This is a genomic window from Methylorubrum podarium, from assembly GCF_040270385.1.
Classification (GTDB): Bacteria; Pseudomonadota; Alphaproteobacteria; order Rhizobiales; family Beijerinckiaceae; genus Methylobacterium; species Methylobacterium podarium.
Genome location: NZ_JBELQE010000027.1, coordinates 1 through 13,520 on the forward strand (window position 1 = coordinate 1; position 13,520 = coordinate 13,520).

Sequence of the window (13,520 nt, forward strand, 5' to 3'; positions counted from 1 at the left end):
ATATGTGTATAAGACACCGCCCCGAGTCGGCCCAGCGGGTGCCGAACGAGGTGGCGCTCGGCCGGCCGAGCCGCCAGGAGGCGGAGGCCGCCGTGCGCACGCTGCTGCGCTGGGCCGGCGACGACCCGACCCGCGAGGGGCTGATCGACACCCCCGCCCGGGTGGTGAAGGCCTACGAGCAGATCTTCGGCGGCTACCGCATGGATGCCGACGCCCTGCTGGAGCGGGTGTTCGAGGATGTCGAGGGCTATTCCGACGCCGTGCTGGTGCGCGACATCCCGTTCTACTCCCATTGCGAGCACCACATGGTGCCGTTCATGGGGCTCGCCCACATCGCCTACTACCCCACCAAGGGCGTGGTCGGCCTCTCCAAGCTCGCCCGCGTGGTCGATGCCTTCGCCCGCCGCCTGCAGACGCAGGAGACGATGACGGCGCAGATCGCCGACACGATCGAGAGCATCCTCCAGCCCCGCGGCTGCGCCGTGATGGTCGAGGCCGAGCATCTCTGCATGGCCATGCGCGGCGTGCAGAAGGCCGGCGTCTCCACCATCACCACCCAGTTCCGCGGCGTCTACAAGAGCGATCCGAACGAGCAGGTGCGCTTCCTGACCTTCGTCCGGAACCCGAAGGGCTGAGGCGGCCGGACATCGCGCGATGACCGAGCGATTCGCCTCACCCGGCACCCGGGCCGAGGTCGAGGAAGGGGCCGCCCTGACGCCCCGCTTCGGCCCCGACGGGCTCGTGGCCTGCATCGCCGTCGATGCGCAGGACGGGCGCGTGCTGATGCTCGCCCACATGAACGCCGAGGCGCTCGCCCGCAGCCTGGAGACCGGCGAGGCGTGGTACTGGTCGCGCTCGCGCGGCGAACTCTGGCACAAGGGCGCCACGTCCGGGCAGATCCAGCGCATCGTCGAGATGCGGGTCGATTGCGATCAGGACGCGCTCCTGATCCGGGTCGAGGTCGGCGGCGATGGCGGCTGCTGCCATACCGGCCGTCGCTCCTGCTTCTATCGCGCCGTCGCGCGCGACCCCGCGACCGGTGCCGTCGCCCTCGTCCCGGCCGATCCGGACCGATGATGTTCGAGGTGTCCCGTTCCCTCCCGCCCCGCTTTCCGGACGGGGCGGTGGAACCGGTGGTGCCCCGCTTCCGCTCCCCCCGCATCGGTCTCGCGCTCGGCGGCGGCTCCGCCCGCGGCTGGTCGCATATCGGCGTGATCGAGGGGCTGGAGGAGGCCGGGATCTTCCCCGAGGTGGTGGCCGGCTGCTCCATCGGCGCCGTGGTGGGCGGGGCCTACGCCGCCGGCCGCATCGACACCCTCAAGGACTTCGCGCTCTCGCTCACCCGCCGCCGGGTGGTCGGCATGCTCGATCCGCGCATCACCGGCTCCGGCCTGATCGCCGGCGAGCGCCTGCGCCGCCGCCTCGCCCGCGAGCTCGAGGGCTTCCGCATCGAGGAGCTGCGCCTCGCCTTCGCCAGCGTCGCGACCGAGCTCGGCACCGGCCACGAGGTCTGGCTCTCCCGCGGCCCCCTGGTCGAGGCGGTGCGGGCCTCCTACGCCATTCCCGGCATCTTCCCCCCGGTCGCCCTCGACGGGCGCCTCCTGATGGACGGGACGCTGGTGAACCCGGTCCCCGTGCGCCTCGCCCGCGAACTCGGCGCCGACCTCGTGATCTGCGTGAACCTCGCCTGCGAGACGCGCGCGCCCGCGACGGTGATCCGACCGGAGCGGGACGATCCGATGCTGGAGGAAGCCGACGAGCCGGTCGAGCGGGCGATCGAGCAGACGCTGGAGGCCACCGTGCGCCGTCGGGGCCGCTGGGGCCTGCTGAGCGGGGCGAGCCGGCGCATCATGGGGCAGCGCCTGGGTCAGCGCCTCATGGGCCGCCGCGGGCCGCTGCCGCCCCCCGCCGGCCGGCCGAGCCCGGGCGTCGCCCGGGTGATGCTCGACGCCTTCAACATCACCCAGGACCGGATCTCCCGGGCGCGGCTCGCGAGCGATCCGCCGGACGTCGCGATCCGGCCGCTCCTGGCCGAATTCGGGCAGTTCGAATTCCACCGGGCGGCCGACGGGATCGCCCTGGGCCGCCAGGCGGTGCGGGCGGCGCTGCCGGAGATCCGGCGCATGATCGAGGGCGCGGCGGCGCGCAGTTGAGCCGCCGCGACGGGGTCGGGCCGAGGGTCAGGCCATCGTGATGTAGTCGCGCATCGCCTGATGCTCGGCCTCGACCGCCGCGATGCGGCGCGCGACGACGTCACCGATCGACACGACGCCGACGAGGCGTCCCTCCTCGACCACCGGAAGGTGGCGGAAGCGCCCGTTGGTCATCGTCTCCATCACGTCTTCGATGGTGGTCCGCCGGGTGCAGGTGACGACCTTCTCGGTCATGTAGTGCGAGATCGGACGGTCGAGGGCCGCCGCTCCCTCGGTCGCCAGCGCCCGCATCACGTCGCGCTCGGACAGGATCCCGATCACGCGGCCCTCGGCATCGCCTACCACGAGGGCACCGATCCGCTTCTCGGCGAGAAGGTGGACGGCTTCGTCGATGGTCCGGTGCGGTGCCACCGTGACCACTGAACCGCCTTTCTCTGCAAGGATTCGCGCAACGGTCATATTATAGTTCCCCTCGCTTCGAACCATCCATCAGCCTGCAGCCTTGAACCGGCGCACAGATGAGCTGGTCCTGGATTTCGACAGGGATTGTGTGGCGCTTTGGTCGCGCTGGCAAGCACATCGGCCGGTCGTTTCAACGATCGATCTGCACAAAAATGCATTTCGATCGTTGGCCGGACAACATTCGAAGGTGCGTTCCGTCGAGAGCCGAATCGAGATTTTCCCCGACACGACCGGTTGCTGCGACCCCTGTCTGGCTCAGCCAGGATGACGCCGATCCGGGGGCGCGGCCCCGGCGCCCGCCGGACACAGGAAAGCCGACCATCAGTCGGCCTTCCTGCAACTCCGGACAGGGCGTTTACCCGCCCGTGTGACGACGCTCTCCACACGCTGTCCGGGCGATCGCTTCGGTCTCTCCTGCGTCCTTGCGAGGCGAAAGCAATCCAGGGCGCGACCTGTCCGGAAATCGCGCGCACTGGATCGCTTCGGCTTCGCCTCGCGATGACGAAATCGGGCGATGCCCGCGGTGATCAACCCGTGGCCGGATCAGAGGAACGCGACGGCGCCGTTGGCGATGTCGTAGAACCCGCCGACGACCTTCACATCCCCCCGCGCGACCGCGTCCGAGATGATCGGCCCCGCCTGCTCGAGGCGCCGAACGTTGTACCGGACGTTCTGGGCGATGGCCTCGGCGAGGGGATCGGAAGCCCGCGCCTTCTCGGCCAGATCGACGGCGGGCCGGATCGCGTCGATCAGGACCGGGAGATGCCCCGGGAGCGTGATGTTCTTCTTGAGGACGTCGATCGTCGCTTTGACGGCGCCGCAATTCGAATGGCCGAGCACGACGATCAACCGGGCGCCCAGCACCTTCACGCCGTATTCCAGGCTGGCGAGGCCGTCGGTGTTGACGAAGTTGCCCGCGACTCGAACGATGAAGAGATCGCCGGGGCCCTGGTCGAACAGGAGTTCCGGGGCGACGCGGGCGTCGGCGCAGCCGACCACGCAGGCGATCGGGTATTGCGCGGCGGCCCGGGCGGCTCGGCCGGCGGAGAGATCCCGGTTCGCCGGCGTGTTGGCGGCGTAGCGCTTGTTCCCTTCGATCAGCCGGGCGAGGGCCTGATCGGGGGTGACGACGTTCGGGGCGGGCGTGTCGACGGCGGCTTCGGTCGCCGCGGAGACCCCCGTCGCCGCGGCGAACGGGCTGACCGCCGCGGCGGCCAGCAGGCTGCGGCGCGAGAAGGTAGGGGCATGCTGATCGCACACGGCTGCGGCTCCCGAAAAGTCTCGTCCATCTCGGGCTCGGTGTCCGTGCGTGGCCGTCGTCACGCTCCGGCCGTCTCGCAGGGGTCGGCACCGATCCGAGCCGCTTGACTCGTACCCTTCTAGGTTGCAACCGCAGAGTCCAAACTTTGCAGGAAGTTCGGGACGCGGGCCCCTGCGCGGGGCGGGCCATCCCCGTCATCCGATCCGAGTCACGATGGGCGCGCGGATGCTGGACGACGATTTCATCGCGCGGATCGACGATCTGCGGCGGAGATCCGGCTTTCGTCCGGCGCTCGCCCTGTATTGCCGCGACATGACCGAACCGGCGCGGATCCTGTGGCCGACCCACAAGATGCTCAATCAGTTCGGCCGCTATCTCGTGTCGTTCATGCTGATCCACAACGACTATGCCTGGCGTCGCCGCCAGGGACCGCGCCCGACGCTGACCGCTCTGCAGGCCATGGTCGGATCCAGCAGCCGGCAGACGGCCGCCTTCGTGTCGGCCTTGAAGGCCGCCCGCTTCGTCACCGTCGAAGCGGATCGGGAGGACGCCCGCATCAAGTGGCTGAGGGCGGCCCCCGCCCTGGTCGCCGAGATCGGCCGATCCGGGCGCCTGTTCGTGGCGGCCATGGATACGATCGAGCGCAGGCGGCCGGGGCTGGCCGGGCGGCTGGACGACACGGACCATATGGGAGAACTCATCCGCCGCTCGGCCGCGCATGTCCTGCGCCACGGCATGCTCATCGCGCCGTTTCCGCGCGTGCTGCGCTTCGCCATGCGCGATTGCGGCTATCCCTTGCTGACCGCCGTGATCGGCGCCCACTACGCCGCCACGATCCCCGGCGCTCCCGCCGCGCCGCCGCTCAGCCTTCGCACGTTGGCGGAGCGGTTGCGGGTCTCGCGCGCCCATATCGGCAATCTCGTCAGGGAGGCCGACGAGGCCGGATGGTTTCGGATCGAGGATCGTCGCGTGACGAGGTTCGACCCCTCGCTCCAGGAGGAGTTCGAACGCTGGGCCGCCGGTCAGATGATCTTCTACGACGATCTCGCCGCCGCGGTCTGCGAGAGCGCGTCCGATCGCTGCGCGGTTTAGGGAACCGGCTCGGCCATGACGGCGCCGCGTCGCGAAGGCGCCGCCGTCCCGGACCCGGGACGGCGCGCGCAGTGCGCTTCGGACCGGCCGAACCGACCGGTCCCGCTCAGCGGCCCTCGGCCTGGCGGCGGGTGATCAGCGTGCGATTCGGCTGGGCCTCGGCCTTGTCCTGCAGGAACGGGACGACGATGCGAAGCCAGCCGCGCGTTTCCTTGCCGCCGTAGTTGCGCTCCGCCACGTCGCGGGTGACGTAGCCCTGGACGTTCATGAAGCCGAAATTGTAGCCGACGAGACCGCCCACCGCGATCTGGCCCTGCTGCCGGTAGCCGACGACGTCGGTCTTGAGATCGGTCGAGGCGAAGGCGACCGGGCCGACCTGCCACTTGCCGAACTTCTTCGTCAGGGTGACGTCGAGATTGAGGTAGTCGGGATAGAGCGCGCCGTTGGGCGCGCGCGTCTCGAGCATGTGGCCGTAGAGCAGGTTGGCGGTGATCGCCCAGTCGTCGGCGGCGTAGGTGATCGCGAAGCGGTGGCTCAGCGAGGCCGACTGGGTGAGGAAGCGGGTCTCCCAGGGCAGGTAGCCGCCGAGGAGGTAGCTGACGCCGACCCCGTCGCCGAGATCCCAGGCGAGTTGGCCGGCGAGCAGGGGTTGGCCCCAGCCGCTGTTGTAGGGCGCGCCGCGCACGCTGGAGGCGGCGATCGGCGCCACGAAGACGAACTGCACCTGCCCGCCGAGGACGGAGAAGGGGGTCGCCCAGAGCAGGGTCGGCAGGTTGACGTTGCTCTCGGAGTCGAGCGGCGCGGTCTCGCGCACGCCGAAGCTCGACAGGTTCACGGCGTAGAAGCCTTTGGGGAACGGCGCACCGAACGGCACGCCCACCGTCTGGCCGGGCTGGGCGGCGGAGGCGGCGTGGGCGGCGGTGCCCCCGAGCCCCCACATGCCGGCGAAGGCGAGCCCGAGACGAGTTCCGAGACGGGCGATGACGGCTGCGCGATGTTTCACCAGGGTCCACTCTCCATCAGGAACGGAGCGGCCATGGGTTGCTTTGGTTCTTACCCGCTCTCGTTCAGCTTACCGACGGTCGAGCGGCTGCTTTTATTGCCGTCTCACTTTCAGAAACTCCTCGCGTGGCGCGTATGACACGGATCTTCCCGGGCACAGTTGGGTGCGCCCGAAGAAAACCGTGTTCGCTGATCGATCTCCTCCCGCCGGGCGGGCGCGGCCGGCCTTCCGTGCCGGATGCCTAACCCCGGCCTCCGGCGCTGCCGCGCTCCATCAGCGGCAGGAGGAAGAAGCCGGCGGCGAAGCCGCCGAGATGGGCGTCCCAGGCGATCGGTCCCTCGCTGCCCCCGAGCGGCAGGGCCAGGACGCCGAACAGCAGGTTGGTGACGAACCAGACCCCGAGGAACAGCACCGCCGGGCGGTTGCGCATCAGCTCCGGGATGGTCTGGAGCCTCGGCCGCGGCGGCAATTGCCAGGGTGCCCCGGCCATGAAGGGCGGCGGAGGCTGGAACACGAAGCGGGCCGCCGCCGCCATGAGGGCCGAGATGCCGGCGGAGGCGCCGACCAGCGGCATCAGGCTGTAGGGATCGACGAGGAGATGGACGACGGCGCCCGCGACGATCCCCGCGAGCGCCAGCAGGCCGTAGCGCAGGACGCCGTAGCGGCGGGCGACCGGGGTGCCGAAGACGGCGAGCCACACCGCGTTGAAGATCAGGTGCACCCAGGAGCCGTGCAGCAGGGCGTAGGTCGCCCCGGTCCAGGGGCTCGCCGACGGGTCGGCGACGAGATAGCGGGCGAAGGCCTGCCGTGCCGAGGCCATCTCGGGTCCGCCGGCCCCCTCCCCCGCCGCCCGGACGATCTCGGCCCCCGACGACGGATCGAAGGCGGCGGTCCAGCGGGCCGGGATGAAGGCGAGGTTGAGGAGCAGCGACAGGTCGAGATCGTCCGGCAGGACGGTGCGGACGAGGTGGATCCCGGCCAGCACCGCGATCGAGACGGTGACGATTCCCGGCAGGTTGAAGACGGGCACGCGGCCCTGGCGGGGCAGGTCGGGGGAGGCATCCATGCCGCACCATGTCGGGGGGAAGCGCGGCGCCGCAAGATCCAATCGGCACGGGGCGGCACGAGGTCGCTCAAATGCAAGCGAATCCCCCGACCGGCCGTTAAGGTTAAGGATGGGTTGCGCGAGCGTGGCCGAACGGGACGGCATAGGGTGTGCGGACGATAACCACGAACGGCGCACGAGGACGCTTTTCGTGCCGTACCGACCAAGAGCCGTGCCCATTCAGACCCGGGCCGTACCGATGCGGAACATCATGAAGCATCCGACCAGCCGTCAGCTTCACGCCTACTGGGACCGGCTGCGCGGAGAGAGGGCCGCGCCGGAGCGAGGCGAGATCGAGCCCGGCGAGATCCGCAACCTGCTCGCCGACAGCTTCATCCTGGAGACCGATCCGGTGCGGCGCGCGAGCACGGTGCGCTTGGCCGGCACCCGCCTGTGCGCCCTGTTCGGACGCGAATTGCGGGGCACCGCCTTCGTCGACCTCTGGGCCGAGCGACCCCAGTCCTTCACCGATCCCCGGCAGCTCATCGAGACCGTCGCTGGCGATACCGTGGGCGTGGTGGCGGGCCTGACCGGGATCACGGTCCGGGACGAGACCCTCGACCTCGAATTGCTGCTCCTGCCGCTGCGCCACCGCGGCAAGACCCAAGCGCGCATCCTCGGCGCCCTGAGCCCGCATTGCATCCCGTCATGGCTCGGCAGCCGGCCGATCCTGCGACTCGAGACCGTGTCCCTGAGGGTGCTCGAGACGGCCGCGCCGGAGCCGGCGGCGATGCGGACCTTCGCCGAGGGCCTGCCCGAACCCGCCAACGATGCCCGTCCGGTCCGGTTCGGTCACCTGCTGGTCCATGAGGGCGGGCGCGGCAACGCCTGAGCGTCCGCGCCCGGCACGGGGCCTCCCGCGCCGCTCGCGTGGTCGCCCGCGGCGCAGCCTCGGCGGGCATGCAAGCCTTTTGTAACCGTGGTGCGGTTAGTGATTCGGTTGGGACATCGAGACCGCCGAGCTGTCATGACCGAGCTCTCCCGATCCGGGACGGCCACCTCTCTGCCGGACTACGCTGCCGAACAGCGGCGGCACCAGCGGGTGCGCGCGACGCTGCTCGGCCGCTACATGCTGGCCGACCGGCGGGAATATCCCTGCCAGACCGTGGACATGTCGCCGGGCGGCGTGCGCCTGACCTGCGCCGTGATCGGTGCGCTGGGCGAGCGCGTGGTGCTGTATCTCGAGCAGATCGGCCGGTTGGAAGGGGTGATCGTGCGCCATCCGCCGCGGGGCTTCGCGATGCGAATCAACGCGACGCCGCGCAAGCGGGAGAAGATCGCGTCCCAGCTGATGTGGCTCGCCAACCGAGAGAGCCTCGGCCTGCCGGAGGGCCGGACCAACGAGCGCCTCGTTCCGAACCAGCCCGGCGTGACCCTGCGCCTGGAGAGCGGCCGCTTCATCGCCGCCCGAATCATCGACATCTCGATGTCCGGCGTGGCGCTCGCGACCTCCTCGTCCCCGCCGATCGGCACGCACATCCTGGTCGGCTCCACGCCGGGCCGGGTGGTGCGCTACTTCGAGGGCGGCATCGGCGCCCAGTTCATGCTGCCGATCTCGCCGGACCGCTTCCACGAGGGCATCACGCTCTGAGGCTCCGAGGCGGCCGGCCCCGCCTCGCCCGCGGGTGCGTGATCGCAACGATGACCGCCGCGTTGCCCGCGGGCCGAATCATCCTCGTCCGGCTGAGCCCGAACGGGTTAACGCGCCGGCTCCGCGTCGCGGCGAACTGATCCTGCACGCAGCGGCCGACACCCTCCTTTCGGATCATACCGTCTCCGGTTGATCACGTCGGTTTCTCCTCCGTCATCGCGAGGCGAAGCTGTGACAATCCAGGGCGCGACATCTCCGAAAAGGGCGCCCCCTGGATCGCTTCGGCTCCGCCTCGCGATGACGGGGTGGGGCAAGGCCCGAGGTGATCGAGCGGCGACCGGATCACACCCGGCCACGCCCTGCCGGCTGCGGACCCGCGCCGCCTTCGCGATTCCCTGCGCGGGACCGCGCGACCGCGGCCCGTTCGGCCGTCGCGCAGGGTTTCCCGCTCCCTAACGCGATCCCTCGCATTGGCCGCAGATCCGTGAGCCGCAATTCGCCCTCACGGACGGGCGGATCGTTGCCGGGGCAAATCGATAAAATTGCGCGGATCGACTTCAGCGCGGCGGAGGGGGTGCGGCGACATCCTGGCCTCGTTCGAAGGAAACGCCGCGATGCGCACCACCGGGACGGGTCATCTCAAGACGGGGCTCCAGATGGGGCTCTTGGCGTTGCTGACCCTCTGCGTCGGCCTCGTCAGCGAGACCGGGGCCCAGACCGCTCCGCAGATGATGGCCGCGCTCCCCGCGGCGAGCGCCGGCCTCATCCCCGGCGCCGAGGCCCGGCCGATCCTGGCCTGGACCGAGTTCTGCCAGTCCTATCCGGCGGAATGCGCCTTCGATCGCGCCGAGCCGGCCCGGATCGCGATGACCCCGGCCATCTGGTCGACGATCGTCTCGGTCAACCGCCGGGTGAACCGGACGATCGACCCCGTCACCGACCAGGAGCATTGGGGCCGGCCCGACCGCTGGGACCTCGCCGAGGACGGCCGCGGCGATTGCGAGGATTTCCAGCTTCTCAAGCGCCGGATGCTGGCCGCCGCGGGCCTGCCGCGCCGGGCGATGCGGATGACCGTGGTGATCGACGAGAAGGGCGAAGGCCACGCCGTCCTCACCCTCATCACCGACCGCGGCGACCTCGTGCTCGACAACAAGACCAACGCGGTGCTGACCTGGGCCCAGACCGGCTACGTCTTCATCAAGCGCGAGGGGCAGGACACCCTGGCATGGGTTTCGCTGGGCGGAGCCAGCTCGCCCGTCACGACGGCGAACCGCTGAGCGCGGCCCCGCTTCGCGGATCGCCTCCGCGCGGCCTGCGGAGAAAGGGCGGCCGGTGTGGCCGGATTGCCAGCCCGAGCCGGCTTGTCTCGCCGCGGCACTGGGAAGCGGCAATCCGCCTTCACCGTTCCTTCATTTTCGTATTGAGCCGGGCTTCGGCCCGTGCAAGCTTCGCCGGGAAACAAGGGGCTGCGGGACGGTCGGCCATGCGGTACGCGGTGCTTCGGGGCGTCGGCAACGGATCGGCGTTCCTCCGCGGGGACGTGAGACGGCGCCTCGGCCGGGCGGCCCATCTGTCCCTCGTCGGCGCGACCCTGCTGCTCGGCGGCGCCGCGGCGCCGGTCCAGCCGAGTCAGGCGCGCACCGCCGGCCTGCCCGAGGCGGGCAGTGCGGCCGATCCCGGCGCCCCCGCCCGCCCCGTCGCCGCCTGGAACGATTTCTGCGCCCGCTACCCGTCCGAATGCACGGTCGATCCCACGGAGCCGGCGGTCGTCACCCTGACGCCCGCGCTGTGGCACACGCTCACGACCGTCAACCGCCGGGTCAACGCCCGCATCAAGCCGATCACCGACATGGCCCATTGGGGCGTCGTCGATCGCTGGGATTTCCCCGATGACGGCTTCGGCGACTGCGAGGACATCCAGCTCCTCAAGCGCCGGATGCTGGTGGAGCGGCGCCTGTCCCGCCGGGCCCTGCGGATGACGGTGGTGATCGACGAGATCGGCGAGGGCCACGCGGTGCTGATGGTGCGCACCGACCGGGGCGACCTGATCCTCGACAACAAGACCAACGCGGTCCTGCCCTGGCAGCGCACCGGCTACAGCTTCGTCAAGCGCGAGGGGCAGGACGGAAAGGCCTGGGTCAGCCTCAACAACGACGCCTCGCCCGCCACCACCGCCAACCGCTGATCCGGATCGGCGTTCGGGCGTTGAAGGGCATGCCTCAGCCGCGCTCCGAACCGTTCTCGCTTCGCCCGCCCCGCCGCCGGGCCGGTCCGGCTCGGGCCGGGTCTCCCTTCCGCCGCGGCGGCGCCCCGTGATGCCGACCGAGGCCGCCCTCGCTTCCGCCCCGGATCCCGCGGCGGAGACCGACCTCCTCGCGGTGCTGCCGCTCCCCGCGCTGCTCCTGGAACCGTCGGAGGCCGGGGCGATGATCCGCGCCGCCAACCCCGCCCTGCTGCGGCTGACCGACCTCGGCGAGGCCGCGCTCGTCGGGCAGGGGATCGAGGCGCTGGCCTGCCACCACGGCGATCATGCCGGCTGGGCACCGTTCCGCGAGGCCCTGGCCCGCGGCGAGGCGGGACGCTTCGAGCTGCTGTTCGGCCGCGGCGGCGGCGCCTCGTTCTGGGGCGAGATCCACCTCGCCGCCCTGCCCGGCGGCGACGCCCCGCGCCTCCTCGGCCAGATCATCGACGTGACGCGGCGGCGGGACGCCGAGGATGCCCTCGCCCTGTCGCGGCAGCGGGAGGCGCTCGGGCTTCTGACGAACAGCGTCGCGCACGAATTCAACAACTTCCTGCAGATCCTGATCGGCTACATCGACGGGCTGAAGCGGCGCCTCGGCGACCGGCCGGAGCCGTTCATCCAGCGGGCCATCACCCGCTCCACGGAGGCCTCCGAGCGGGCCGCCGTGCTCACCCGGCAGCTCCTCGCCCATTCCCGGCGGATCGCGCCCGACCTGCGCCCGGTCGATCTCGGCGCGGCGGTGCTGGCGGGCCTCGACCGGCTGCGGCCGGGCCTGCCGCCGGGGATCGCGCTGGATCTGTCGATCCCCGACGGTCTGCCGCCGGCCCTGTGCAACCCGATCCAGCTGGAACTGGCGCTCGGCCACATCCTCGCCAACGCCTGCGAGGCCATGGCCGGGCGCGGCCGCATCGGCGTGACCCTGTTCGCGATCGAGCCCGGCGACCGCTCGCTGCAGCGCCCCGAGGCCGGGGCCGTCGGCCTCACCGTGACGGATTCCGGGCACGGCCTGTCGCCGGAGATGCTGTCGCGGGCGCTCGCCCCCTTCGCCACGACCCGCGAATCCGGCCGGGGCGCGGGGCTCGCCATCGTCCACGGCTTGATGAAGCGCCAGAACGGCACGATCTCGATCGAGAGCCGGCCCGGCGAGGGCGCGACCGTGCGCCTCGTCTTCCCCGCCGCGCGCTGAGCCGTTTGGGGTGTCCCGCACAGCGGTCGGAGTCCGGCGGATCGCGGAATCCGCCCCGCCGCGAAGAAAAGACGAGCTTGAACGGGACTAAAAACCCGCGCCGGACGTCTCCACATAGAGAAAGGGCATTTCGCCCTCTTCGGTGACCGAGGTTCTTTCAATGGCTTCCTCCCCCGCGCGCCGTCGGCGCGTCGTGACCCTCCTCGCGCTCGCGGCTTCGCTCGCCCTGGCGGCGCCCGCCGTCGATGCACGGCCGGGCGGCGGCGTCGGTTCGGGCTCGCGCGGCTCGAAGACCTTCAGCGCGCCGCCCTCCACCGCGACCTCGCCGGGCGCGATGGGTCCGATCCAGCGCTCGCAGACGAGCCCGAGCCCGGGCTTCAACAATCCCGGCATGGCGGCCCAGAACGGCGGTTCGCGCTTCGGCGGCGGCTTCCTCGGCGGCATGCTCGGCGCGGGCCTGATCGGCGCCCTGCTCGGTGCCGGCCTGTCGGGCGGCCTCGGCGGCATCGGCTCGTTCATCGGCCTGATCTTCCAGATCGGCCTGATCGCGCTCCTCGTGATGCTGGTCGTGCGCTTCTTCCGCCGCCGCCAGGAGGGCAACCAGCCCGCCATGGCCGGCAACGCCCCCCTTGCCCGCTCCGGACTGCCGCCGGAAGGCGGCATGCAGGGTGGCATGCAGGGTGGAATGAACGCCGGCATGAACCCGATGGGCGGCGGCCTCGGCGGCGGTGCCCGCCCGCAGCCGATCCAGGTCCAGCCGGACGACTTCCAAGCCTTCGAGCGCTCGCTCAACGAGATCCAGGGCGCCTATGGCCGCGAGGACGTCGCCGCCCTGCGCCGTCTCGCGACGCCGGAAATGGTCGGCTACTTCGAGGAGGATCTGCGCGCCAACGCCGCCCGCGGCGTGGTCAACCGGATCTCGGACGTGAAGCTGCTCCAGGGCGACCTGTCCGAGGCGTGGCGCGAGGGTCGGGTCGAGTTCGCCACCGTCGCCATGCGCTTCTCGCTGCGCGACGAGGTGTTCGAGCGCGCCACCAACCGCCACGTCGAGAACGGCCCGCAGGAGGCCAAGGAGTTCTGGACCTTCGTGCGCGAGCCCGGCGGCCCGTGGCTGCTCTCGGCGATCCAGCAGGGCCGCTGAGCGGTCTCAGACCTTCAACGAAAAGGGCGTCCGGCGAGAGCCGGGCGCCCTTTTTCGTGATGAAGCACGGCTCCCGTCATTGCGAGGCGGGGCCGAAGCAATCCAGGGCTCGACGTGTCCGAACGATACGCCAGGGCCCTTCCGCCCACTCATCCCGTTTCCGGTTGATCGCCTTGGTCAGAGCAGGGCCTGTCCCCTCCCCCTTGTGGGGAGGGGTTCGGGGTGGGGGTGGTGCAGAAGGCACCGCACCGCCTCATCCTGAACCACCCCCACCTCCTGCCTCC

14 protein-coding genes are annotated in these 13,520 nt (G+C 71.0%); 10 read left to right on the plus strand and 4 right to left on the minus strand.

Going from position 1 to position 13,520, the window contains the following annotated elements:
- The first annotated feature begins 2 nt into the window (after positions 1-2).
- From folE to ABS772_RS03810, 3 genes are read left to right on the plus strand one after another with little or no spacing between them, the layout of a single operon-like run.
- Entirely contained in the window at positions 3-635 is a 633-nt protein-coding gene (folE, locus tag ABS772_RS03800) for a GTP cyclohydrolase I FolE (protein ID WP_350392299.1), read from the plus strand.
- Between the two features lie 19 nt (positions 636-654).
- Positions 655-1,077, plus strand: a complete 423-nt coding sequence (gene hisI / locus ABS772_RS03805; protein ID WP_350392301.1) for a phosphoribosyl-AMP cyclohydrolase — start codon at positions 655-657, stop codon at positions 1,075-1,077.
- Positions 1,074-2,153, plus strand: coding sequence for a patatin-like phospholipase family protein (locus ABS772_RS03810; RefSeq protein WP_407942959.1), 1,080 nt, complete (start codon positions 1,074-1,076; stop codon positions 2,151-2,153). Before hisI ends, ABS772_RS03810 begins: the two co-directional genes overlap by 4 nt.
- A gap of 27 nt (positions 2,154-2,180) precedes the next feature.
- Here ABS772_RS03810 and ABS772_RS03815 read toward each other — a convergent pair whose 3' ends face one another.
- Both ABS772_RS03815 and ABS772_RS03820 read right to left on the minus strand, forming a co-directional pair.
- The gene (locus ABS772_RS03815; RefSeq protein ID WP_350392302.1) at positions 2,181-2,612 is read right to left on the minus strand and encodes a CBS domain-containing protein; all 432 of its coding nucleotides are present in this window, start codon (positions 2,610-2,612) and stop codon (positions 2,181-2,183) included.
- A gap of 546 nt (positions 2,613-3,158) precedes the next feature.
- Positions 3,159-3,875, minus strand: coding sequence for a carbonic anhydrase (locus tag ABS772_RS03820; protein WP_350392303.1), 717 nt, complete (start codon positions 3,873-3,875; stop codon positions 3,159-3,161).
- A 226-nt stretch (positions 3,876-4,101) separates the two neighbouring features.
- Here ABS772_RS03820 and ABS772_RS03825 point away from each other — a divergent pair, with 226 nt between their 5' ends.
- Positions 4,102-4,968 (plus strand): hypothetical protein, encoded by an 867-nt coding sequence (locus ABS772_RS03825; protein ID WP_350392305.1) that lies wholly within the window; start codon positions 4,102-4,104, stop codon positions 4,966-4,968.
- 106 nt (positions 4,969-5,074) lie between these two features.
- On the opposite strand, the gene ABS772_RS03830 is transcribed toward ABS772_RS03825, so the two are convergent.
- Together ABS772_RS03830 and ABS772_RS03835 are read right to left on the minus strand one after the other, a co-directional pair.
- Positions 5,075-5,971: a transporter gene (locus ABS772_RS03830; RefSeq protein WP_350392306.1), complete on the minus strand. Its 897-nt coding sequence runs from the start codon at positions 5,969-5,971 to the stop codon at positions 5,075-5,077.
- Between the two features lie 241 nt (positions 5,972-6,212).
- Positions 6,213-7,037, minus strand: coding sequence for a rhomboid family intramembrane serine protease (locus ABS772_RS03835; RefSeq protein WP_350392307.1), 825 nt, complete (start codon positions 7,035-7,037; stop codon positions 6,213-6,215).
- Positions 7,038-7,287: 250 nt separating this feature from the next.
- On the opposite strand from ABS772_RS03835, the gene ABS772_RS03840 reads away from it, so the two are divergent.
- The 6 genes from ABS772_RS03840 (at position 7,288) to ABS772_RS03865 (ending at position 13,236) form a co-directional block, all read left to right on the plus strand.
- Complete coding sequence (locus tag ABS772_RS03840) at positions 7,288-7,908, plus strand: PAS domain-containing protein (protein ID WP_350392308.1); 621 nt, start codon at positions 7,288-7,290, stop codon at positions 7,906-7,908.
- A gap of 135 nt (positions 7,909-8,043) precedes the next feature.
- A complete protein-coding gene (locus ABS772_RS03845; RefSeq protein ID WP_238258238.1) occupies positions 8,044-8,667 on the plus strand; it encodes a PilZ domain-containing protein in 624 nt (207 codons plus the stop codon).
- A 614-nt stretch (positions 8,668-9,281) separates the two neighbouring features.
- Positions 9,282-9,944 (plus strand): transglutaminase-like cysteine peptidase, encoded by a 663-nt coding sequence (locus ABS772_RS03850; protein WP_350392309.1) that lies wholly within the window; start codon positions 9,282-9,284, stop codon positions 9,942-9,944.
- Positions 9,945-10,150: 206 nt separating this feature from the next.
- A complete protein-coding gene (locus tag ABS772_RS03855; protein ID WP_238258526.1) occupies positions 10,151-10,852 on the plus strand; it encodes a transglutaminase-like cysteine peptidase in 702 nt (233 codons plus the stop codon).
- A gap of 130 nt (positions 10,853-10,982) precedes the next feature.
- On the plus strand, positions 10,983-12,095 hold the full coding sequence (locus tag ABS772_RS03860; protein WP_350392311.1) for a two-component system sensor histidine kinase NtrB: 1,113 nt from the start codon (positions 10,983-10,985) through the stop codon (positions 12,093-12,095).
- Between the two features lie 160 nt (positions 12,096-12,255).
- The gene (locus tag ABS772_RS03865) at positions 12,256-13,236 is read left to right on the plus strand and encodes a Tim44 domain-containing protein (protein WP_350392313.1); all 981 of its coding nucleotides are present in this window, start codon (positions 12,256-12,258) and stop codon (positions 13,234-13,236) included.
- Positions 13,237-13,520 lie beyond the last annotated feature (284 nt).